This is a genomic window from Paracoccus maritimus, assembly GCF_025195095.1.
GTDB lineage: Bacteria > Pseudomonadota > Alphaproteobacteria > Rhodobacterales > Rhodobacteraceae > Paracoccus > Paracoccus maritimus.
In genome coordinates this window covers 352,851-375,384 of the sequence record NZ_JANAVZ010000004.1, presented here as the reverse complement: position 1 = coordinate 375,384, position 22,534 = coordinate 352,851, and the positions used below count along the sequence as shown (strand labels likewise).

Genomic DNA, 22,534 nt, shown 5'->3' with positions numbered 1-22,534 from the left:
CTGATCGGTTCCATCACTGACACGCATCAAGGGATGCGGCAAGGGCCGGGACAATTCCGGCGGATCAGCCCGGTTCTTCGACCAGATCGACGCTGTGGGCGCCCGATTGCGCGCCGTGCAGACGCATCGCGCCGGTGACCGGCGCGGCGTCGGAATAGTCGCGCCCATAGCCGATCGTCACATGATCGGTACCGACGAAGCAGGCATTCGTGGGATCGTATTCGGTCCAGCCGGCTTCGATCCCGGTCCATGCCCTGACCCAGGCATGCATCGCGTCCGCGCCCTCCAGCCTTGGCCGTCCGGGTGGGGGAAGGGTGCGCAGAAATCCCGAGGCATAGGCCGCGGGTATGCCGATACTGCGCAGCCCGGCGATCATGATCTGCGAAAAATCCTGACAGACGCCGTGACGACCCGCAAAGGCATCCGCGATCGGGGTGTCCACCTCGGTCGCCTTGGGGTCAAAGCGCAGATGCGCGTTCAGGGCACGGCCCAGGCTTTCCACCGCCGCGTGCGTCGTGGGCGCGCCGGCACAGGCGCGGGCGGCGAACTGGGCGATCTGCGGCACGTCGGGAATGCGCGGCGAGGCCTTCAGGAAATGATGGGGCGAATCCGGTCCAAGATCGGTGATCTCGGTCAGTTCGGTTGCCAGTCGCGACAATGGCGCGGACAGGTCGAACGCGCCTTCCGCGGCAAATCGGTGGACCCGCGCCGTCATGTCGATGCACAATTTCGAGACGCCTGGCGGCAGCACAAGCTGTATCACCTGGGAGCCGAAGAAGTCGCCGAAAACGTCACGCTCCAGCGGGGATGGGGTAATCGTGACATCGCAGTCCGAGGCGTGCTGAACATCCGGCAATTCGCGCGGGCAGACGCGCAGCAGCTGCCGTCCGGCGCTGATCGGACGCCCGAAATCATAGCGAATGGACAGGCGCAGGCGATAGCGCATCAGGGAAAATACGCCTTTGTCAGCAGTTCCGACAATGTGCCGATCCGGCTGCGCTGTGACCACAATTCTGCGCTGGTCAGCGTGGCAGGGTCCGCAGTTGCAAGCTCCGCGTGCAGAAGCAGCACCTCGCGGGCAAGGGGCGACAGCGCGCCATGGTCATTGGCGGCGGGCAGCATGTCGATCTGGTCGCGCAGCCCGTCTATCTGATGTCGCAGCGCGCGCGGGTTCAGCGGATCCAGCGCGAGCAGATCGATGACAGTATCGCGTGACGCAGTGACCGAGAACCGCCTGCGATGGGTCAGCACGCTGTCGCCGATCTCGATGGCCAGATCCAGCGCACCTTCGGGCGCCTCGGGATCAGCCAACACGGCAAGTGCAGCCGAAATTCCCATTGCGCGTTCGTGCAGCCGGCCAATGGTCAGGAAGCGCCAGCCGACAAAGCGATACATGTTCTCGTGTACCAGCCCCGAGATGCCGGCAAGCTTGCGCAGCAGCGCGCTGAGCGCGCGGGCAGCGTCATCGCCCGCCGTCACCCGGCTGGACATCCGGCGTGCGCTGCGGTCGATATCGTCCAGCGCAGACCACGCATCGGGTGAGAACCGGTCACGCACCCGGCCCGCGCTGCCAATGGCGGCGGACAGGTTTTCCAGCAAAGCCTTGGGCACGCCGGTTCTCGGATCTACACCCACCTGGTCGAACAGCGGCTTCATCGCGGCCAGCAATGGCGCGCTGGCCGGACCAGCCTCGGCCAGCCGCGTGTGATAGGCACGCAACAGCCGGACGATACCCTCGCTGCGTTCGACATAGCGGCCCAGCCAGAACAGGTTGTCGGCGGCACGGGCAGGCAGTCCGCTGGCCGACCGGCGACGCAGGGGGGGCGGGGTGCCGGTGATTATGCTGTCGGGCACGACGGACCGGGGGCTGACCACCCAGACATCGGCGGCGCTACCGCCATGCTGCATGGCGATCGCCGCAGGGTCTGGTGTGGCGCCAATCCTGGCAAAGCCGCCCGGCATCACCGACCAGCCGCCGCTGTTGCGGGACAGAAAGACGCGAATGGTCATCGGGCGCGGCGCCAGCCGCCCTTGCAGCAACGTCGGGGTGGTGGATAGCGTCACGGCCTCTTGCGCGACAAGGCCCGTGCCACGGGATTGCAGGCGACGCGCCAGATCGGCGGTTTCCAGATCGCCTGCGCGGGTCGCATCGCCGCGCTGATCGGCGGGCATGCCGGTCGCCAAGGCATCGCCCAGGATCATACGGTCGGGCGCGGACAGCACCGCACTGCGGGCGGCGGCATCGCCGCACCACCATGTCGCGACATTGGGCATCGCCAGTTTCTCGCCCAGCAGATGTGGCGCCAGCTTGGGCAGGAACGCCATCAGCGCGCGTGTTTCAAGAATGCCCGATCCCAGCGAGTTGATCATCGTCAACCCGCCCGCCCGCAGCGCCGCGACCATGCCGGGCGTGCCGATGCGGGATGACGGATCCAGTTCCAGGGGGTCGGCGTATTCGGCGTCCAGCCGCCGCCAAAGCACCTCGATCGGGCGCAGGCCGGCGACGGTGCGGACCATCAACTGGCCGTCGCGAACGTCCAGATCCTCGCCCTGCACCAAGGTGAATCCCAGATATCGTGCGATATAGGCGTGTTCGTAATAGGTCTCGTTCAGCGGTCCGGGTGTCAGGATCGCCACCCGGCTGTCGCGGTCTTGGCGACGGTTCAGCAGTGCGTCGCGGAAATCCCGGAAAAACCCGGCAAGGCGCTGAACATTCTCTTGCGCATAAAGATCCGAGAATGCACGGGCCGTCGCGACACGGTTTTCCAACGCGTAACCCGCGCCAGAGGGGGCCTGCGCGCGGTCTGCCAGAACCCACCATTTGCCGTCCGGGCCGCGGCCCAGTTCGAACGCCAGAAAATGCAGATAATGCCCGGATCGTGGGCGAATGCCGACCATCGGGCGCAGCCACGCGGGATTACCCGCGACCAGCCCGGCGGGAAGGCGGCCCGATGAGACAAGGTGGTTCGGGCCGTAAAGATCGGCCATCACCGATTCCAGAAGGTCGGCGCGCTGGATCAGGGCGCTGGCGATCTGCGACCAATCGTCCTCGTCCAGCAACACCGGAATATGGCTGAACGGCCAGGCGCGGTCCGCGGTCGCGGCCTGGGCCGAGCCGTATTGACGATAAAAGACGCCGCTGTCGCGCAGATAACGGTCCGCGCGCGCCATCTGGATCGCCAGATCGGCCGGTGCCAGCCCGCCCAGATGCGCGGCCATGCGTGACCAGATCGGGCGGATCTGACCATCCGCGCCCAGCATCTCATCAGCCACGCCAAGCAGGGGGCGATAGGCGCCAAGCCCCGCTCCGCCGGCAGTGATCTGTCCTGCGCGTTCCCCCGTCATGGGGTTTTAGAGCCCGACGGGACGCCTCAGGTCAAGCGTCAGCGGGAATTCGCGCGAAGGACGTTCGGTCGCGATCGTGCGATCATGGCCGGGGCGGTGACCGTAAGGCTGGAACCGCGCCAGCCGCCGCGCTTCGGCTTCGTTGCCATTCACCGGGAAAGTCTCGTAGTTGCGCCCGCCGGGATGGGCGACGTGATAGACGCAGCCGCCAAGCGCGCGACCGGACCATGTGTCGAAAATGTCAAAGGTCAGCGGCGCATCGACCGGCAGCACCGGATGCAGCGCCGAGGCCGGTTGCCACGCCTTGAAGCGCACACCTGCCACCGTCTGACCCGCGCCGGCATCGGTCAGGGGCAGGGCGCGGCCATTGCACAGCACCTGATAGCGACCCGGATCAGCGGCCGACAGCTTGACCTGCAGCCGTTCGGTCGAACTGTCGGTATAGCGTACCGTGCCGCCAAGCGCGCCGGTTTCGCCCAGAACGTGCCACGGCTCCAGCGCCTGACGCAGTTCAAGATGCACGCCCTCGATTTCGGTTTCGCCGCAAAACGGAAAGCGGAATTCGGCCTGTGCCTTGAACCAGTCCTGCTGCATCGCAAAGCCGTGGGCCGTCAGATCGTCCAGAACGTCGCACAAATCCTGCCAGACGAAATGCGGCAGCATGAAACGATCGTGCAGCGCCGTTCCCCAGCGAGTCAGCCTGCCGGTCGCGGGTGCGGTCCAGAACCGCGCGACCAGCGCGCGCAACAGTAGCTGCTGGGCAAGACTCATCCGCGCATCGGGTGGCATCTCGAAGCCGCGAAACTCGACCAGTCCGAGCCGCCCGGTTGGGCCGTCGGGCGAATAAAGCTTGTCGATACAGATCTCGGCCCGGTGGGTGTTGCCGGTCACATCGGTCAGGATGTTACGCAGCAACCTATCGGTCAGCCATGGCATCGGCGCCGCACCGCGATCCGGCGCCGGGATCTGGGCCAGCGCGATTTCCAGTTCATAGAGCGAATCGTGACGCGCCTCGTCGATCCGCGGAGCCTGGCTGGTCGGGCCGATGAACAGCCCCGAGAACAGGTAGGACAGCGAAGGGTGTCGGTTCCAATGCAGGATCAGGCTTGCCAGAAGGTCGGGACGCCGCAGAAACGGACTGTCATTGGTGGTCGCGCCGCCGATCACGACATGATTGCCGCCGCCAGTACCGGTATGCTTGCCGTCGATCATGAATTTTTCCGCCCCAAGGCGTGACTGGCGGGCCTCGTCATAGACACCTTGGGTGATCTGGACGCAGTCTTCCCAGCTTTCCGCAGGGTGGATATTCACTTCGATCACGCCGGGGTCGGGAGCCACGCGGATCACGTTCAGGCGCGGATCCTGTGGCGGGGCATAGCCCTCGACATGGACCTTGAGATCAAGACGCAGGGCGGCGGCTTCGACTGCGCGCAGCAGGTCCAGATATTCCTCAAGCGTCGCCACGGGCGGCATGAAGACGCAAAGGCGCCCGTTCTTGGGCTCGACCGACAGGGCGGTGCGGACAAGCCCCTGCAATTCGGCCTCGCCGGGTGCAAGCGGCTGGCCCTGTTCGACCATGTCCTGCACAGGACCGGATTGCACGAAGCTGGCCATCGGTTGCGACCTACGCACCGGATCGATGGGCGCGGGGCCGGCCAAAGCCGGACGGTCGACGGTCGGGTCGGTGGGGTTGATGTAGGGATAGTCCGATTCCGGCAAATGCGGCAGCGCCGTCAGCGGCAGGCGATACCCGACCGCGCTGTCGCCGGGCACCAGAAAGACATGCCCGCGCCGCAGTCGCCATTTTTCCGAATACCAGCGCAATTGGGCCTGCGACTGCCAGCTTTGGACCGGCAACACAAAGCCCGAAGGCGTTGTCAGGCCGCGGTCGAAAACCGTCGCGATGCGATGCCGCGCCTCGGGGTCGTCAAGCTTGGAATTCTCGGGCGTCACATTCGGGGGCAGGTTCGCCTCGCGCACCAGCCACTCGGCAGGATCTTCATAGGCGGGCATCACGTGTTCGTCGCTGACGCCCAGTTCATGCGCCATCTCGCGCAGCAATTCCTGTGCCTGCAGGGGGGTGACCTGCGCGTCGTCGGCCTCGCGGGCGATCAGGTCCGGGTTCTGCCAGACAGGCTGGCCGTCCCGCCGCCAATAGAGCGAGAAGGTCCAGCGGGGCAGCGTCTCGCCTGGATACCACTTGCCCTGACCGTAGTGCAGGAAACCGTTGGGCGCGAAGCGGGTGCGCAACCGGCGGATCAGCCGGTCGGCCAGCACCCGCTTGGTGGGACCGACAGCAGCGGTATTCCACTCGGCGCTTTCGAAATCGTCGATCGACACGAAGGTCGGCTCGCCCCCCATGGTCAGGCGCACATCGCCCGCTTGCAGGGCGCTGTCGACCTGATGGCCCAGCCTGTTCAGATCGGCCCAGGCCTGGTCGCTGAACGGTTTGGTGATGCGCGGATGTTCGGCCACCCGGCGCACCTGCATGTCGAAGTTGAAATCGACCTCGGCAAAGCTGGCGGCTCCGCTGATCGGCGCGCAGGAACGGTAATGCGGCGCGGCGGCCAGCGGTATATGGCTTTCGCCGGTCAGCAGCCCCGAGGTCGGGTCCAGCCCGATCCAGCCTGCGCCGGGCAGATAGACCTCGACCCATGCATGCAGGTCGGTGAAGTCAACCTCGGTTCCCGACGGACCGTCCAGCGCCTTCAGATCAGGTTTCAGCTGGATCAGATAGCCCGACACGAAGCGCGCGGCAAAGCCCAGGTGGCGCAACGCATTGACCAGCAGCCAGCTTGAATCGCGGCACGATCCGCTGGCCAGCGACAGCGTTTCTTCGGGGGTCTGCACACCGGGTTCCATGCGGATCGTGTAACCGGTCATGTTCGCGATCCGCGCGTTCAGGTTCACGATGAAATCGACGGTGCGGGTCTTGTCGCGTGGCACGCTGGCAAGGAAACGCGACAGAAGCGGGCCGGGCGCTTCGGCCTGCCGATAGGGCACCAGTTCCTCGGCCAGTTCGGGGGCATAGGTGAAGGGCCAGGTCTCGGCGCTGTCCTCGACGAAGAAATCGAACGGGTTATAGACGGTCATGTCGGCAACCAGATCGACCTCGATCTTCAGCTCTCGCACCGGCTCGGGAAACACGAAGCGCGCCAGCCAGTTACCAAACGGATCCTGCTGATGGTTCACAAAATGGCCTGACGGCGACACTTTCAGCGAGTGCGAAATGACGCGGGTGCGGGAATGTGGCGCGGGGCGCAGCCGTATGATCTGTGGACCAAGGCTGACCGGCCGATCATATCTGTAATGCGTCAGATGGTAGATGCTGGCCTTGATCGACATGATGTCCGTCCTGCCTGTTGTTTGGTCGCAGCTTGGGCAGCGGCGCGCTGGAAGGAAAGCCGTCCTTTGGGAAAGCTGCACGCATTCCGGATGTGTGCCTGATTATTGGGCAATTCCTTGAGGCGGGTGGCGCCCCGGCGCGAGGCGAGACGGGTCAGGGCAGGCGCAGCGCGTCGGCCAGCCGGTCCCATTCGTGGCGCGCGCCGGGAATGCCAAGTCGCAGCCAGGTGTCGGAATAGGGAAAGCGGCGCGTCCAGATATGGGCGCGTGCCAACTGGTCCTGTGCCGCCCGGGCGTCTGGCGTCTCGTAAAGACGGAACAGATGGGTGCCGCCCGCCGGTCGCCAGCCTGCGCGCAGCGTCATGCGGTCCAGACGCAGCCCTGCCTCGGCGTGATAGACCACGGCATCGTCGGCCCAGGCGCGGTCGGACATCGCCGCCGCCGCGATCTCAAGCGCCGGACCGTTCACCGACCACGGCCCGGCGGCGTCGGCGATTCGCGACAGCAGGTCCGGGTCGGCGATCACGAATCCCAGCCTCAATCCGGCCAGCCCCCAGAATTTGCCGAAGCTGCGCAAGACGATCGTGTTGACGGGTGCGGCGGTGGCGATCGACAGGTCGGGGCGAGGATCGGCAAAGCTTTCGTCGACGATCAGATGGCCGACGCGGCTGGCCAGATCAACCAGCGTGGCGGGATGCCATTCGCGGCCGTCGGGGTTGTTCGGGTTGACCACCACGGCCAGTTCGGCGCCCGCCATGTCGCTGATGCCGGACGCGTCCTCGACCTGCCATTCTGCGGCGCGCAAGCTGGCGGCGTGTTCGTTATAGCTGGGCGACAGGACGGCGGCGCGGCCGCGCGGCAGCAGGCGCGGGATCAGCTGGATCGCCGCCGAGGCGCCCGCAACAGGCAAGACGCGGCGCGGATCGCAGCCGAACCAGTCGGCCGCCACGCGGGTCAGCCTTTCGGTCGCTGCGCCGGTCGGCAATGCCTGCAAGGCAGGATCCGTAAGCGCCGTGACCGGCCACGGCCTGCGGTTGATGCCGGTTGAAAGGTCGATCCAAGCGCCCGTGCCGTATCGCGTTGCGGCTGTGTCGATATCGCCGCCATGGTCGCGGTGCATCTTGTGTCCCATGATCCTTGCCTATCCCGCATCTGGTAGGACAGCCACGGGTTTCACGCAACGCGTTAACGAAATTTCACTTTACAGCCATCGGATTCACGCCCACGATATGTGGTAGGAACATTTGGGCACCCACGCCCAGTGTTGTGAGGCCACCAAGGGTTAGCGGCGTCAGAATCGCTCCCGCAGATAGGCAGGAAGCAGGCTATGGCACAGACGGATCACTTCATCCCAAGCGACGAGATCCACCCCATCGACATCGTCGAGGCGGTGGCTGCCCATCACGAATGGGATTTCGACCGTCTGGCCGACGATCAGATCGCCATGGTGGTCGAAGGCCAGTGGCGCAGCTATTCGCTGACGCTGGCCTGGTCGCCGCGCGAAGAGGTGCTGCGGCTGATCTGCAGCTTCGACATGGATCCGCCCGCCGATCGGCTGCCGTTGATCTACGAGACGCTGAATCTTGCCAACGATCAGGTCTGGGACGGTGGCTTCACATTCTGGGCGCAGCAGCGGCTGATGGTCTGGCGCTATGGTCTGGTGCTGGCCGGAGAGGCCGTCGCCTCGGCCGAGCAGATCGACCAGATGATCGGCAACGCCCTGATCGGCTGCGAGCGGTTCTACCCATCGTTCCAGCTGGTCGGCTGGGGCGACACCGATCCGCCCGCCGCGCTGGACATCGCGCTGGGTGAGGCCTACGGACGGGCGTGATGGGGGCCACCCGCGTCCCCGCATGACCGACAGGGGGAAGCGGATGAGCGATTTCGACGATATCAATGCGCGCGGTCTGGTGCTGGTCGGCTGCGGCAGGATGGGCGGCGCGATGCTGAAGGGTTGGCTGGCGCGCGGCCTGGAACCCGGCGCGGTCACCGTGATCGATCCGAAACTGGCGCCGGAATGGCAGGACAGGGGATTGCGGGTCAACGCGGATCTGCCCGAAAACCCCGCCGTGCTGGTGCTGGCCGTCAAGCCGCAGATGATGAAGGACGCGCTGGGCGAAGTGCCGCGGCTAGACGAGACGCTTGTCGTCTCTGTCGCCGCGGGGACCACCATCGCAACCTACGAATCCGCATTCCCCGATGCGCCGGTGATACGGGTGATGCCGAACACGCCGGCCGCCATCGGCAAGGGTATCTCGGCGATGATCGGCAATGTGCGCGCGACCGACGCCCATCTGGATCTGGCCGAAACGCTGATGCGCGCGGTCGGCCGCGTCGTTCGGCTGGAAAGCGAAGATCAGATGAACGCCGTCACCGGCCTGTCCGGAAGCGGACCGGCCTACGTGTTCCACATGATCGAGGCGATGGCCAAAGCCGGTGAGGCACAGGGATTGTCGCCTGATCTGGCGCTGGAGCTGGCGCGGATGACGGTCGCCGGGGCAGGCGCGCTGGCCATCGACGCCGACGAGGATCCGGGCATCCTGCGCGAGAATGTCACCTCGCCCGGCGGCACCACCGCCGCGGGGCTGAATGTGCTGATGGACCCTGACACGGGTCTGCCGCCGCTGATGGCGCGCACCGTTGCCGCTGCGACCGAACGGGGGCGCGAACTTGGGAATGATTCAAAATGACGATCAGTTTTGATGATTTCCTGAAGGTGGATGTCAGGGTCGCCACGATCACCCGGGCTGAACCGTTTCCCGAGGCGCGAAAACCCGCGATCAAGCTGTGGCTGGATCTGGGCGAACTGGGTGAACGCAAATCCTCGGCGCAGATCACCCGGCACTATGATCCGGATCTTCTGGTGGGCAAGCAGGTGCTGTGCGTGGTCAATTTTCCGCCGCGCCAGATCGGCAGGTTCATGTCCGAGGTTCTGGTGCTGGGCGTGCCCGACGAGCAAGGTGAGGTGGTCCTGATCCGGCCGGATCTGGATGTGCCGAATGGGGGGAGACTATACTGATGAAACTGCTGGTGACACGCAAGATGACCGAACGGGCGACCAAGTCGATCGCCTCGCGTTTCGATGCCGAGTTTCGCGATGACGCGCCGCTGAGCGTCGAGGACGCAGCACAGGTGTTGCGCGACTTTGATGCGGTCATGCCGACGCTGGGCGACGATTTTTCCGCCCGCGCCTTCGAGGGGGACGATCTGCGCTGCAAGATCCTAGCGAATTTCGGGGCGGGCTTTAACCATATCGACGTGGCGGCGGCCAGGGCTGCCGGGATGGCCGTGACCAACACGCCCGACGTGGTGACGGATGCGACCGCCGATCTTGCGCTGACACTGATCCTGATGACGATGCGGCGGGCCAGCGAGGGCGAGCGCATCCTGCGCGCAGGAGACTGGACAGGCTGGAAGCCGACGCAGTTCCTGGGCGGCCATGTTACCGGGGCGACGGTCGGGATCATCGGGATGGGCCGGATCGGCAAGGCCATCGCGCAACGCTGCCATCTTGGCTTCGGGATGCGGGTGGTGTTTCACAATCGCTCGGCCGTGTCGTCGCTGGATATTCCCGCGCGCCAGATGCCGGGGCTTCATGAAACGCTGCAATCCTGCGACATCGCGGTCGTTTCGGTTCCCGGTGGCGCCGGAACGCGCCACATGATCGGGCCGGACGAATTGCAGGCTCTGGGACCCGACGGCTATCTGATCAACATCGCCCGCGGCGATGTCGTCGATGAGACGGCGCTGATCGCCGCGCTGCAATCTGGCGCGATCGCCGGCGCGGGTCTGGATGTCTATGAAAAGGAACCGCATGTTCCACAGGCGCTGATCGATGCCCCCAACACGACGCTGCTGCCACATCTGGGGACCGCGGCTGACGAGGTGCGTACCGACATGGCGATGCGTGCCTTGGCAAACCTGATTGCCTTCGACCAGGGCCAGCCACTTGGCGATCTCGTGAACTAACATTTGCTGCCCGGTGGAACCTCGGTCGCGCGCGGTTCGTTGTCCTCGCATATGAAACATGTATCCGATGGAGGACGACATGAACTGGGATATTATCCAAGGTAAGTGGAAGCAGATGACCGGCACGATCCAGGAAAAATGGGGCGAGCTGACCAACGACGATCTGGACCAGATCAACGGCAACAAGGATCAGCTTGCTGGCAAGCTGCAAGAGAAATACGGCTATTCCAAAGAAGAAGCTGATCGCGAAATCGACAGCTATTTCAGCGACAAGTCGTAACATCCAAAAATTTATTTGATCAAGGGCGCCCCAGTGGCGCCCTTTTCCATAGGTGCCATCGCGTCGGTACCGAACGCGGGTCTTTTCTTTTCCGTGGTGTGGTTTAACCATGCCAACCGGCCTTACGGGCGGGTGGCAGACGAGCCGCCGCGCATCCTGACCGGAGAGACGAATGCTTTATGCCTACGCCACACGAAATGGACGCATCGTCCGGCTGGACCGTGATGCTGATCTGAACCAAGCCGAATGGATCGATCTGATAAAGCCAGACGATGAAGAGATCGCATTGCTGCGGACCATGGGCGTGGATGTTCCGACCTTGGCCGATATGGAAGAGATCGAGATCTCGAACCGGCTGTATCGTGAAAACGGCATGGACTACATGACCGCCGTTCTGCCCGGAGAGCGCGCCGACGGGGTTCGCGCCGCCATGCCGGTCAGCTTCATTCTGTCAAATCAGAGATTGGTAACAGTTCGCCACCACTCTCCCAGACCGTTCCTGACATTTCCCGAACGTGCCGAACGCTCGACCCTTGGCTGCGGGACTGCTGACCGGCTGTTTCTGGGGCTGATCGAGGAAATCATCGCCCGGCTGGCGGATATTCTGGAAGGATCGGGCAGGGTGCTGGATGAAACAAGCGCGGGTGTCTTCGAGGCCCGCACATCCGGCGGTAACGGCAAAACAGGTCGCGGCAGCGCGGATCAGTTGCGCCAGGCCCTCAGCATCGTGGGCCGCGAGGCCGAGCTGATGGCCCGTGTCCGGTTGGGGTTGCTGACGGTCGAGCGGATCCTGGCATTCTACATCTCGGTCATCGACGAACGAAGCGAAAGCGGCAAGCTGCGACCAGTCATCAAAGGGCAATTGCGCGATGTTCAGGCTTTGGAGGTGCACGCGGATTTCCTGTCGTCGCGTGTCAGCCTGACCGTGGACACGACGCTGGGCATGATCAACCTGGAACAGAACAACACGGTCCGGCTCCTGTCGGTGGTCGCAGCCTTGTTCCTGCCGCCGACGCTGATCGCCAGCATCTATGGAATGAACTTTACCAACATGCCGGAACTGGACAAGCCATGGGGCTATCCCTTGGCGCTGGGCATGATGCTGGGCACAGCGGTCGGCATCTGGCTGTTTCTGCGATGGAAGAACTGGCTATAGGCGGGATTGCTTGCGCGGACTTCGAAATGCGCGATGATTGAATGACGCCGCCTAAAGGAAGCCATGATGCCACCCGACGACCTGGACGATGAGTCTGTGCAGCAGGACCGACCGCCGCGCCGCAGCCCGACGATCCGCACCATCGCGATGCCCGCCGACACCAATCCCGCGGGCGATATCTTCGGCGGTTGGCTGATGAGCCAGATGGACCTTGCCGCAGGCACTGTGGCGGCCCTGACCGCGCGCGGCCGCAGCGCGACGATTGCCGTCGAGGGGATGAAGTTCCTGCGCCCGGTCAAGGTCGGAGACGAGGTTTCCCTGTTCGCGGACCTGGTCCGGGTCGGCCGCAGTTCGATGCATATCCGTGTTCAGGCTTGGCGCCGGCAGCGGGAACAGGAAGCCAGCGAGAAGGTGACACAGGCCACCTTCACCTTTGTTGCGCTGGATGACGACGGGCGGGCGCGTCCGATCGACCAGTCAGGTCTTGCGGACAACCGGGATCAGAACGCTCAGCGATAGCCGGCAGCTTCGGCGGACAGGCGCTGGCGCAGCACGGCCTGATCCTCGCGGATCATGCCCGGGATCAGGAAAAGGTCAATCAGCGCCCAGATGCTGACGAAGGCTATGGGCACCCAGCCGATCAGGATTGGCGCGGTAAGCCATCCGACGCCCCACAGCAGCAGCATCAGAAAGCCGCTCATATAGCGGCCCAGATAGAATCTGTGCGCGCCGAAACCCCAAAGAAGGATCGCCAGCAGGTAAGCCACGAAGGGCGATTTCGCCTCGTTCGTGACGCGCTGCTCGATCAACAGTTGCTGGCCCGTGTTCATCGGTCTTCAATCCTCACATCCTGCGGGGCCGATGTTGCGCCCCTTCACATTAGATAGTGCGCAAAGGGCGATCCGCAAGCCGCGCGGTCTGATGGTGTTTCCTGATGAATGCCGCTTGGATGCTTGGGGCCAAATCGCGGCGCGCCCTACCATTCCGCCGCGCCATGCGCTAGGGAACCGGGCAAAGGTTGACGGGCGCGGACCCGAACGAACGGTTGCGACATGAAATTCACGCTTTCCTGGCTCAAAGAGCATCTCGACACCAACGCGACCCTGGGTGAGATCACCGAGGCGCTGACCGATCTGGGCCTCGAGGTCGAAGAGGTGGCCGATCCGGCCGCCAGGCTGAAGACCTTCACGCTGGCCAAAGTGCTGGACGCAAGCCAGCATCCCGCTGCCGACCGGCTGCAGGTCTGCCGTGTGCTGACCGACGAGGGAGAGAAGCAGATCGTGTGCGGCGCACCGAACGCGCGCGCAGGGATCACGGTCGTTCTGGCCAAACCCGGCGATTATGTGCCCGGCATCGACGTGACACTTGGCGTGGGCAAGATTCGCGGCGTGGAAAGCCATGGCATGATGGCGTCCGAACGCGAACTTGAACTGTCCGATGAACATGACGGCATCATCGAACTGCCCTCGGGCGAGGTCGGGCAGCGATTTGTCGATTGGCTGGCCCGCAATGCGCCCGAGAAGATCGACCCGATGATCTATGTGAAGATCACGCCCAACCGGCCCGATGCGCTTGGCGTCCATGGCATCGCGCGTGATCTGGCCGCGCGCGGCCTTGGAACGCTGAAGCCCGTGCCCGAAGCCAAGGTCACGCCGGGCTTCCCATGTCCGATCGACGTGAAGATCGAGCCGGAAGTCGCTGACAAGGCACCTTTCTTCAGTGGCCGAGTGGTGCGGGGTGTCAGCAACGGCGCAAGCCCGGAATGGCTGCAAAAACGGCTTCGGGCCATCGGGCTGCGGCCGATCAACGTGCTGGTCGATATCACCAATTTCTTCACCTACGATCTGAACCGGCCGCTGCATGTGTTCGACGCGGCCAAGGTCAAGGGTAACCTGACCCTGCGCCCTGCGCGCGAGGGCGAACGCATCGTGGCGCTGGACGAAAAGACCTATGATCTGCCTGCCCATGCCGTCGTGATCTGCGACGAGACTGGCCCCGAAAGTATCGCCGGAATCATGGGTGGGGCTGCGTCCGGTGCCGAGAATGACACCACGGATGTGTTCATCGAGGCCGCCTATTTCGACCCGATCAGCACCGCTGCAACGGGCCGCGCGCTGAAGATCAATTCTGACGCGCGGTATCGTTTCGAACGCGGAATTGACCCTAACTTCACGTTGCATGGACTTGATCTTGCAACGCAAATGGTGATCGATCTTTGCGGCGGAGAGGCGTCCGAGATCGTGACCGCCGGAGAGATTCCGGTCACGGACCGGGCCTACCGCCTGGACCCGGCCAGAACCACCAGCCTGGTCGGCCTGGAGATTTCCCCCGAGACCCAGCGTGCCACGCTGCAGGCACTTGGCTTCCGGCTAGAGGGCGACATGGCGCATGTCCCGTCTTGGCGCCCCGACGTGCTGGGCGAGGCCGATCTGGTCGAGGAAATCGCCCGCATCGCAAGCTTGACCAAGCTGGAGGGCAAACCGCTGCCCCGTCCGCAACCGGGGGTGCCGAAGCCGATCCTGACGCCCCTGCAGGTCCGCGAGAAGGCGGCGCGCCGGCAGGCCGCCGCGCTGGGGTACAACGAATGCGTGACCTACAGCTTCATCGACGAGGCTGGGGCGGCCCTGTTCGGCGGGGGCGGCGATGCCGTACGAGTCGAGAACCCGATCAGCAGCGAGATGACCCATCTGCGGCCCGATCTTCTGCCGGGCCTGCTGGCCGCGGCGGCGCGCAACCAGGCGCGCGGCTTCACCGATCTGGCGCTGTTCGAGATCGGTCCGGTCTTCGCAGGCGGCGAGCCAGGCGAACAGACGACGCAGTTGACCGGCCTGCTGGTCGGATCGAACGCGCCACGTGATCCGTTCGGAAGCCGTCGAAAGGTGGATCTGTACGACGCCAAGGCGGACGCGGAATCCGTGCTGTCCACGCTTGGCGCGCCGGCCAAGGCACAGATCAACCGCAAGCTGGATGGTTGGTGGCATCCGGGCCGCGCGGGCAATGTCGCGCTGGGTCCGAACCTGCTGGCCAGTTTTGGCGAGATCCATCCCAAGGTACTGCGCCAGATGGACGTGAAGGGTCCTGCTGTGGCCTTCACCATCCGGATCGCGAATATTCCGTTCCCGAAAGCCAAGACAGCCTCGCGCCCGGCGTTGGAAATCTCGGAACTGCAGGCCGTCGAGCGCGATTTCGCCTTCGTCGTCGATCCCGGCGTCGAGGCGCTGTCGCTGGTCAATGCAGCCCAGGGGGCCGACAAGGCGCTGATCCAAAGCGTGACTGTTTTCGACCAGTTTACCGGGCTTGAGGACGGTCGCAAATCCGTCGCGATCACCGCGCGACTGCAGCCGCGTGACAAGACCCTGACCGATTCCGAGATCGACGCGATCAGCCAGAAGATCATCGACAAGGTTCAGAAGGCCACGGGCGGCGTCCTGCGAACCTGATCGGCATGTGGATCAGGATACCGGCCCTGCGTGGGGCCGGTATCGTGACGACAGGCCTTGCATTCTGCTTGTTTCCGAGTTTTTTAGTCGGCATTCCGGCGGCCTCATCCGTGCGGATCCGACTCAGCAAGGAGACGAAGGATGAAGGCGATAGCCTGTATGCTTGCGCTGGCGATGCCGTTTTCCGTCGTGGCGGAACAGGTCACGATCCCGAGCGCGGCCGGTGAGGTCAGCGCCCCGGTGCAGCCCAAGCCTGTCGTCGTTCTGGATCTGGCCGCGATCGACACACTGGCCGCGCTGGACGTGACGGTTGACGGCGTTCCCAACATCAAGCCGCCCGCCTATCTGGCGCAGGCGATGACGGCCCCGACGGTGGGAAGTTTGTTCGAACCAGATTTCGAATCCATCGCGGCGATGGCCCCGCAACTGATCGTGGCCGGTGGCCGTTCGCAGGGGCAGGTCAAGGCGTTGTCAGCCATCGCGCCGACGCTGGACATGACGATCCCGGGCGAGGATCTGGTGGCCGAGGCGGAGTCTCGGCTGGCTGCATATGGCGCGATATTTGGCAGACAGGAACGTGCCAAGGCGCTGCAGAAGCAGCTTGAGCAGCGGTTAGAGGCGGCCACAAACGCTGTTGCCGGAAAGGGCGATGCCCTGATCCTGATGACGAATGGCGGCAAGATTTCGGCCTATGGTGGCCATTCCCGCTTTGGCTGGCTGCATCAGCGGCTGGGTCTGCCCGAAGCTCGTCCTGGCATGACCGCGGCCAATCACGGCGAGGCCGTCTCGTTCGAGTTTGTCGCGGATGTCGATCCCGACTGGCTGCTGGTGATCGACCGAGGCGCGGCGATCGGCCAAAGCGGCGAGGCTGCGGCGGCGACGCTGGACAATCCACTTATCGCGGGCACCACTGCCGCGCAGAAGGGTCAGATCGTCTATCTGGACAGTGCCGCGATGTATCTGTCCGGCGGCGGCTATCAGGCGACCATGATGACACTGGACCAGATGATCGAGGTGTTTTCGGCCACCGCGGACAGTTGAGATGCGTTTGGCCATCTTCATGGGCTTGATGTTGTTGATCGGGCTCAGCCTTGGCATCGGCGCGGCTGATCTGGGCGGCGATGCGGATACCGGGCTGGTCGTCGCGGTCAGCAGGGTGCCGCGCACCGCCGCGGCCTTGCTGGCCGGGGCGGGGCTGGCGCTGAGCGGGGCAGTGGTCCAGCTTGCCGTGCAGAACCGTCTGGTCGAACCCGGTCTGACCGGCACGCCCGAAGCGGCGATGCTGGGCCTGTTGGCGATCACGCTGATCCTGCCGGGCGCGTCGATCATGGCCAAGATGGCTGCAGCCTCGGTTGCCGCGATGGCGGGAATGGCGGTGTTCCTGCTGCTGGCCCGGCACGTGCCCCGGCAGGATCCGATGCTGTTGCCACTGGTCGGTCTGATTTATGGCGGCGTGTTCGGGATGGGCGGCATCCTGGGGTCGACTGCGACCTGGTTCGCTTGGAACGCGGATCTGATGCAATATCTGGGTGTCTGGCAGACCGGCGAATTTTCGGGTGTGCTGCGCGGGCGATACGAGCTTCTCTGGCTGATCGCGGGGCTTGCCGGGGTGCTGTATATCTTTGCCGACCGGATCACGCTGCTGGGCATGGGCGAGGATCACGCGACAAGCCTTGGCCTGAACGCCCGACAGACGATGTTGGTGGCGCTTTGCATCGTGGCTGCGACCATCGCGGCGGTGGTGGTGACGGTTGGATCGATGCCGTTCGTGGGGCTGGTCGTGCCCAATATCGTCTCGCGCTGGCGTGGCGACAATCTGCGCGCGAATCTGCCGCTGATCGCGCTTGCAGGGGGCGGGCTGCTGCTGGCCGCGGACATTCTGGGACGGGTGATCCGCTGGCCCTATGAAATCCCGGCCTCGACGATCGTCGCGGTTGCCGGGGCCGGATTGTTCCTGTGGCTGATCCACGCGGCGCCGCGACCCGCCGGATCGCGATGATGCGTTGGCGGTTGGCCCTGCTTGTCCTGCTGCTGCTGGCGGCGGTGGCGCTGTTCCTGCTGTGGGGGCTGCGTGCGCCATACGGTTTCATCCTGTCGCTGCGCGGAACCAAGCTGCTTTCGCTTGCGCTGGTCGGCGCGTCGGTCGGCGCGGCGACCGTCATGTTCCAGACCGTTGCCGCAAACCGGCTGCTGACACCGGGAATCGTCGGGTTCGATTCGCTGTTCATCCTGTTGCAGACGACACTTGTTCTGACGCTGGGGGGAACGGGTTATGCCGGCTTGGCAGCGGTGCCGAAATTTCTGATCGAGGCGTTCTGCCTGGTCGCCGCCTCAATGGCATTGTTCGGCTGGGTCCTGCGCCGTGGGGCCGACGACATGATGCGACTGATCCTGACCGGGGTCATCCTTGGCGTATTGATGCGCGGTCTTGCAGGCTTCATGCAGCGCATCCTTGATCCGTCCGAATTCGCGATCCTGCAGCAGGCCAGCTTTGCCACATTCGGCGCGGTCGAGCCGACGAAGCTGGCCATCGCCGCGCCTCTGTTCGTCGGTGTGCTGGCGCTGTCGATGCGACTGGCACCGGCGCTGGATGTCGCCTTGCTTGGACGGACCGGCGCGCTGGGTCTGGGGGTCGATCACGACAGGCTGGTGCTGGTGACGCTTGGCCTGATCTCGGTTCTGGTGGCCGTGGCGACGGCGCTGGCCGGTCCGGTGACGTTTCTGGGCCTTTTGGCCGCGGCATTGGCCGGTGCGGTGATGCGCCGCCACGAGCATCGTTATCTGATTCCCGCCTCTGCCCTGATCGGCGCGCTGATCCTTGTCGCGGGACAGTTCGTCTATGAACGACTGCTGGGGCTGCAATCCACGTTGTCCGTCGCGGTCGAGTTCGCGGGCGGCCTTCTGTTTCTTGTACTTGTCCTGAAAAGGCGCCCGACATGATCCATCTGGAAGACTTGTGCATCGAACGCGATGGCCGCAGCGTCCTGCGCGGGCTGCAGGCGCGAATTCCCCGCACCGGTCTAACCGCCCTGATCGGGCCGAACGGGGCCGGGAAATCGACGTTGCTTCACGCCATGGCTGGGCTGCTGCCACCCGCGCAGGGGCGGGTGATGGTTGGCGATACCGATATCGCCGCCGCCCGACCGCAGCATCGGGCGCATCTTGCCGCGCTGCTGACGCAAAGCCCGATGATCGTGCCGCGACTGACTGTCAGCGATCTGGTCGGTTTTGGTCGCTGGCCGCATCATCGCGGCCGTCCCGACCCGCATGACAGGGATCTGGTCCAAGCGGCACTGACCGAGTTCGACCTGCAGGAACTGGCAGGGCGCAGCATCGACAGCCTGTCGGGCGGGCAGCGTCAGCGTGCCTATGTCGCCATGGCCTACGCCCAGGCGACGCCGTGGATGCTGCTGGATGAGCCGCTTTCCGCGCTGGATCCGCGCTATGCGCGCGACATCATGGACCGGCTGTGGTCGCTGTCCCGGCCCGGCCCCGATGCGCGAGGCGTGGTCATCGTGCTGCATGATCTGGGGATGGCAGCAAGATACGCTGATTGGGTTCTGAGCCTGCGCGACGGCCTGCTTGTCAGCAGCGGACCACGGGCCGAGGTGATGACCAGCCGGGATCTGAGCGATCTGTTCGACACAAGCCTCGCCGTCGAGGAATGCCGGGGCCACCCGGTGGTTGTTGCTGTCTGAAAGGCGGCAATGCCTTGTTCATGCCGGGAACAGTGGACATAAACGCGAAACGCGGAGGCGACCTGTCGATCTGCCTCCGCGTCCATTTCAGTCCATGATGGTGCCCGGATACCGTCAGGCAGGGGCGGGATCGCCACCCGGCGCGGCCGGTTTACCCGCCTTGGGGATGGCCGTCACCGAGGGAATGCCGCTGCCGGGCGTATCGTCGTCGCCCCCCAGCGCCTCGCCGCGGATGATCTTGCCGATTTCCTCGCCGGTCAGCGTCTCGAACTCCAAAAGGCCCTGCGCCAGACGTTCGAATTCCTCGTTCTTTTCCAGCAGGACGCGCCGGGCCTCGACATAGCCTTCCTCGATCAGGTCGCGGACTTCCTGTTCGATCAGTTCTTTCGTCGCGGCCGAGACCGAGAAGCCGCCGGTATTGCCGGAATAGCCCTCATGCGCCTCGGCGTAGTCGATATTGCCGACCTTGTCGGACATGCCCCAGCGCATGACCATTGCCCGCGCCAGCTGGCTGGCCTGCTGGATGTCGCCCGCAGGGCCGTTGCTGACGCCTTCCTCACCATATTTGATGATTTCGGCGGCCTTGCCGGCCATGGTCATCGCCAGCTTCTGCTTGGCCTCGTCCTTGTGGAAATTCAGCCGATCCATTTCGGGCAACGATACGACCATCCCCAGCGCGCCGCCGCGCGGAATGATCGTCGCCTTGTAGACCGGATCGCATTTGGGCATCGACAGACCGACAATGGCGTGACCGGCTTCGTGATAGGCGGTCTTTTCCTTCTGCTCGGGGGTCAGGACCATGCTGCGGCGTTCGACGCCCAGCATCACCTTGTCCTTGGCGTTCTCGAAATCCTCCATGCTGACGAAACGCCGGCCGATCCGGGCGGCCATCAGCGCTGCCTCGTTCACCAGGTTCATCAGGTCGGCACCCGAAAAGCCCGGCGTGCCGCGCGCGATGATGCGCAGATCGACATCGGGGCCGACCGGCACCTTGCGGGAATGCACCGACAGGATCTTTTCGCGGCCCTTGATGTCGGGATTGGGAACATGGATCTGACGGTCAAATCGGCCGGGGCGCAGCAGGGCAGGATCCAGCACATCCTTGCGGTTGGTTGCTGCGATGATGATGATGCCTTCATTCGCCTCGAAGCCGTCCATCTCGACCAGCAGCTGGTTCAGCGTCTGTTCGCGTTCGTCATTGCCGCCGCCGATGCCGACGCCGCGCGACCGGCCCACGGCGTCGATCTCGTCGATGAAGACGATGCAGGGGGCGCTTTTCTTGGCTTGTTCAAACATGTCGCGGACGCGCGAGGCACCGACGCCGACGAACATCTCGACGAAGTCCGAGCCCGAAATCGTGAAGAAGGGGACGCCCGCCTCGCCAGCAATGGCGCGGGCCAGCAGGGTTTTACCCGTGCCCGGAGGACCGACCAGCAACGCGCCTTTCGGGATCTTGCCGCCCAGGCGGCTGAATTTCTGCGGGTTGCGCAGGAATTCGACGATTTCTTCAAGTTCCTCCTTGGCCTCGTCGATGCCCGCCACGTCGTCAAAGGTGACGCGACCGTGCTTTTCGGTCAGCAGCTTGGCGCGCGACTTGCCAAAGCCCATCGCGCCGCCTTTCCCACCGCCCTGCATGCGGTTCATGAAGAAGATCCAGACGCCGATCAGCAGGATGAAGGGCAGCCAGACACCCAGCAGGGACATGAAGCCCGATTGCTGCTGCTTGACGACCTTCACCTCGACATTCTTGGCGATCAGCTTGTCGGCGATTTCCTCGCCCTGCGGCCGGACAGAGACATATTGCTGACCGTCACTGCCGGTGATCTGAAGATCCTCGCCATCGATGGTCACCGCCGTGATCTGATCGTTGTCCACGCGCTCGATGAAGTCGGAATAGCTGATCTGGCGGCTGTTCATCGTCGCGGTTCCGTCGCTGAACAGGTTGAACAGCGCCAGAATCATCAGGAACAGGACGACCCAGAAGGCCAGGTTGCGTGCGTTGCCCAAAATGGGTCCTCCGGCGGAAATCGGTTTGGGATGAAAATAGGGATTATCGCCGCAGGTTCAATGCGCCATCAGCAGACTGCGAAAATCCGCCGCGTCGCGGACCGGTCGGATCCGGATATTTGCGGCGGGCCGCAGCAGCGGCGCGGCGATCAGCCGGCCGTCTTGACGGATCGCGGGGCTTGCGGCGGCGTCGTCACGGGACAGGCCGCGCCCACGCCAGGCGATCTCGCGCAGGGGCGGGAATCCCAGCGCGGAAACCGTCTGACCCGGGATCATACCGTCGATCCTCCAGCGATTGTCCCAGACGGGGCCGAAACCGTCGCCGGCGCGGATCGCCGCTGCGGGCTCGCGCCCGATCCGGATCCGGTCGCCCGCCGGTTCGATCAGCGCGCCGTCGAGTGTGACCCGGCTGCCGGATGCCAGCGCCTGCAAGGCATGCAGCAGGGTGGCGCGGCGCGGGGGATAGTCGGCGCCGGTGATCCAGCGGCAGGCCGCGACCAGCAGTCGGCGGCGAATTTCCGTCGGGGCGTCGCGAAGCGGTCGTCGGGGCAAGAGGATTCGACCGTTTTCGATCACGGCCTCTGATGCGGCTTCGGCGGCGTAATGGGCCAACGCATCACGCGCCGCACCGATATGTTGGGCCGCCCGCGCCAGCGCAACTGTATCAAGATCGATCGACGCGATCGCCTTGCGGATTCGGATGCGGTCGAAATCGTCATTGTCGTTGCTTGGATCGTCGATCCAGCCGATCCCGCGTCTGCGCAGCCAGTCACGCAATTCCTCCCGGCCCACATCCAGCATTGGACGCAGCCAGCGCATCCCGAAGGCGTCGCGCCAGTCCGCCATTCCCGCCAGCCCGTCGATGCCAGATCCGCGTTCCAGCCGCATCATCAGCGTTTCGGCCTGATCGTCGCGCGTGTGGCCCAGAACGACAGCAGGAAGGTCGTTGCGTTGCGCCCAACCCGACAGCAGCCGAAGCCGTGCGTCGCGGGCGCTGGCCATCAGGTTGCCTGTGGTCGTGTCGCGCTGCCACAGAAGGGTGGCGTGCTGCAGACCCAAGGCCAGCGCCGCGCGGTGCACCTGATGCGCCTCAGCCGCGCTGGCTTCGCGCAGGCCGTGATCAACGGTGGCGATCATCACCCGGCGTCCGCACGCCCAGTCTGCGACGATATGCATCAACGCGATCGAATCGCCGCCGCCCGAGACCGCCACACCCAGCGCCGGCATGTCGCCGGCCAGCCGGTCCAGCGCGTCGCGGATGCGCGCGGATGGATCGGCGGCGCGCGTCGTCATG

The 22,534-nt window shown here is 64.6% G+C and carries 19 protein-coding genes; 12 read left to right on the top strand and 7 right to left on the bottom strand.

The window, feature by feature from the left end; translation table 11 throughout:
* Nucleotides 1-64: 64 nt before the first annotated feature.
* The 4 genes from MU516_RS09510 to cobD all read right to left on the bottom strand — a co-directional run bounded on the left by MU516_RS09510 (nucleotide 65) and on the right by cobD (nucleotide 7,822).
* Nucleotides 65-946: a transglutaminase family protein gene (locus MU516_RS09510; protein ID WP_260276985.1), complete on the bottom strand. Its 882-nt coding sequence runs from the start codon at nucleotides 944-946 to the stop codon at nucleotides 65-67.
* The gene (locus tag MU516_RS09505) at nucleotides 946-3,345 is read right to left on the bottom strand and encodes a circularly permuted type 2 ATP-grasp protein (protein ID WP_260276984.1); all 2,400 of its coding nucleotides are present in this window, start codon (nucleotides 3,343-3,345) and stop codon (nucleotides 946-948) included. Before MU516_RS09505 ends, MU516_RS09510 begins: the two co-directional genes overlap by 1 nt.
* Nucleotides 3,346-3,351: 6 nt before the next feature.
* Nucleotides 3,352-6,690, bottom strand: coding sequence for a transglutaminase family protein (locus tag MU516_RS09500; protein WP_260276983.1), 3,339 nt, complete (start codon nucleotides 6,688-6,690; stop codon nucleotides 3,352-3,354).
* A gap of 154 nt (nucleotides 6,691-6,844) precedes the next feature.
* Nucleotides 6,845-7,822 carry a threonine-phosphate decarboxylase CobD gene (gene cobD, locus MU516_RS09495; RefSeq protein ID WP_260276982.1) on the bottom strand — a complete coding sequence of 326 codons (978 nt, stop codon included), beginning with the start codon at nucleotides 7,820-7,822 and terminating at the stop codon, nucleotides 6,845-6,847.
* 195 nt (nucleotides 7,823-8,017) lie between these two features.
* Between cobD and MU516_RS09490 the strand changes: the two genes are divergently transcribed.
* The 7 genes from MU516_RS09490 (at nucleotide 8,018) to MU516_RS09460 (ending at nucleotide 12,614) form a co-directional block, all read left to right on the top strand.
* Nucleotides 8,018-8,521 carry a type III secretion system chaperone family protein gene (locus MU516_RS09490; RefSeq protein ID WP_260276981.1) on the top strand — a complete coding sequence of 168 codons (504 nt, stop codon included), beginning with the start codon at nucleotides 8,018-8,020 and terminating at the stop codon, nucleotides 8,519-8,521.
* A gap of 43 nt (nucleotides 8,522-8,564) precedes the next feature.
* On the top strand, nucleotides 8,565-9,380 hold the full coding sequence (gene proC / locus MU516_RS09485) for a pyrroline-5-carboxylate reductase (protein ID WP_260276980.1): 816 nt from the start codon (nucleotides 8,565-8,567) through the stop codon (nucleotides 9,378-9,380).
* A complete protein-coding gene (locus tag MU516_RS09480; protein ID WP_260276979.1) occupies nucleotides 9,377-9,709 on the top strand; it encodes a tRNA-binding protein in 333 nt (110 codons plus the stop codon). The genes proC and MU516_RS09480 overlap by 4 nt, the downstream gene beginning before the upstream one ends.
* Nucleotides 9,709-10,659, top strand: coding sequence for a 2-hydroxyacid dehydrogenase (locus MU516_RS09475; protein ID WP_260276978.1), 951 nt, complete (start codon nucleotides 9,709-9,711; stop codon nucleotides 10,657-10,659). The genes MU516_RS09480 and MU516_RS09475 overlap by 1 nt, the downstream gene beginning before the upstream one ends.
* 79 nt (nucleotides 10,660-10,738) lie before the next feature.
* On the top strand, nucleotides 10,739-10,939 hold the full coding sequence (locus tag MU516_RS09470) for a CsbD family protein (protein WP_260276977.1): 201 nt from the start codon (nucleotides 10,739-10,741) through the stop codon (nucleotides 10,937-10,939).
* A 172-nt stretch (nucleotides 10,940-11,111) separates the two neighbouring features.
* Entirely contained in the window at nucleotides 11,112-12,095 is a 984-nt protein-coding gene (locus MU516_RS09465; RefSeq protein ID WP_260276976.1) for a magnesium transporter CorA family protein, read from the top strand.
* A gap of 66 nt (nucleotides 12,096-12,161) precedes the next feature.
* Entirely contained in the window at nucleotides 12,162-12,614 is a 453-nt protein-coding gene (locus tag MU516_RS09460; RefSeq protein WP_260276975.1) for an acyl-CoA thioesterase, read from the top strand.
* On the opposite strand, the gene MU516_RS09455 is transcribed toward MU516_RS09460, so the two are convergent.
* On the bottom strand, nucleotides 12,605-12,925 hold the full coding sequence (locus MU516_RS09455; RefSeq protein ID WP_209055592.1) for a TM2 domain-containing protein: 321 nt from the start codon (nucleotides 12,923-12,925) through the stop codon (nucleotides 12,605-12,607). The two genes, MU516_RS09460 and MU516_RS09455, sit on opposite strands and share 10 nt — an antisense overlap.
* Before the next feature lie 222 nt (nucleotides 12,926-13,147).
* Between MU516_RS09455 and pheT the strand changes: the two genes are divergently transcribed.
* The 5 genes from pheT to MU516_RS09430 all read left to right on the top strand — a co-directional run bounded on the left by pheT (nucleotide 13,148) and on the right by MU516_RS09430 (nucleotide 19,233).
* The gene (pheT, locus tag MU516_RS09450) at nucleotides 13,148-15,535 is read left to right on the top strand and encodes a phenylalanine--tRNA ligase subunit beta (RefSeq protein ID WP_260276974.1); all 2,388 of its coding nucleotides are present in this window, start codon (nucleotides 13,148-13,150) and stop codon (nucleotides 15,533-15,535) included.
* Nucleotides 15,536-15,676: 141 nt separating this feature from the next.
* The gene (locus tag MU516_RS09445; protein WP_260276973.1) at nucleotides 15,677-16,576 is read left to right on the top strand and encodes a siderophore ABC transporter substrate-binding protein; all 900 of its coding nucleotides are present in this window, start codon (nucleotides 15,677-15,679) and stop codon (nucleotides 16,574-16,576) included.
* Nucleotide 16,577: 1 nt separating this feature from the next.
* Nucleotides 16,578-17,534 carry an iron chelate uptake ABC transporter family permease subunit gene (locus MU516_RS09440; RefSeq protein ID WP_260276972.1) on the top strand — a complete coding sequence of 319 codons (957 nt, stop codon included), beginning with the start codon at nucleotides 16,578-16,580 and terminating at the stop codon, nucleotides 17,532-17,534.
* The gene (locus MU516_RS09435; RefSeq protein ID WP_260277026.1) at nucleotides 17,531-18,475 is read left to right on the top strand and encodes an iron chelate uptake ABC transporter family permease subunit; all 945 of its coding nucleotides are present in this window, start codon (nucleotides 17,531-17,533) and stop codon (nucleotides 18,473-18,475) included. The genes MU516_RS09440 and MU516_RS09435 overlap by 4 nt, the downstream gene beginning before the upstream one ends.
* A complete protein-coding gene (locus MU516_RS09430) occupies nucleotides 18,472-19,233 on the top strand; it encodes an ATP-binding cassette domain-containing protein (RefSeq protein ID WP_260276971.1) in 762 nt (253 codons plus the stop codon). The genes MU516_RS09435 and MU516_RS09430 overlap by 4 nt, the downstream gene beginning before the upstream one ends.
* 114 nt (nucleotides 19,234-19,347) lie before the next feature.
* On the opposite strand, the gene ftsH is transcribed toward MU516_RS09430, so the two are convergent.
* A complete protein-coding gene (gene ftsH, locus MU516_RS09425) occupies nucleotides 19,348-21,240 on the bottom strand; it encodes an ATP-dependent zinc metalloprotease FtsH (protein WP_260276970.1) in 1,893 nt (630 codons plus the stop codon).
* 57 nt (nucleotides 21,241-21,297) lie between these two features.
* Nucleotides 21,298-22,533: a tRNA lysidine(34) synthetase TilS gene (gene tilS / locus MU516_RS09420; RefSeq protein WP_260276969.1), complete on the bottom strand. Its 1,236-nt coding sequence runs from the start codon at nucleotides 22,531-22,533 to the stop codon at nucleotides 21,298-21,300.
* Nucleotide 22,534 lies beyond the last annotated feature (1 nt).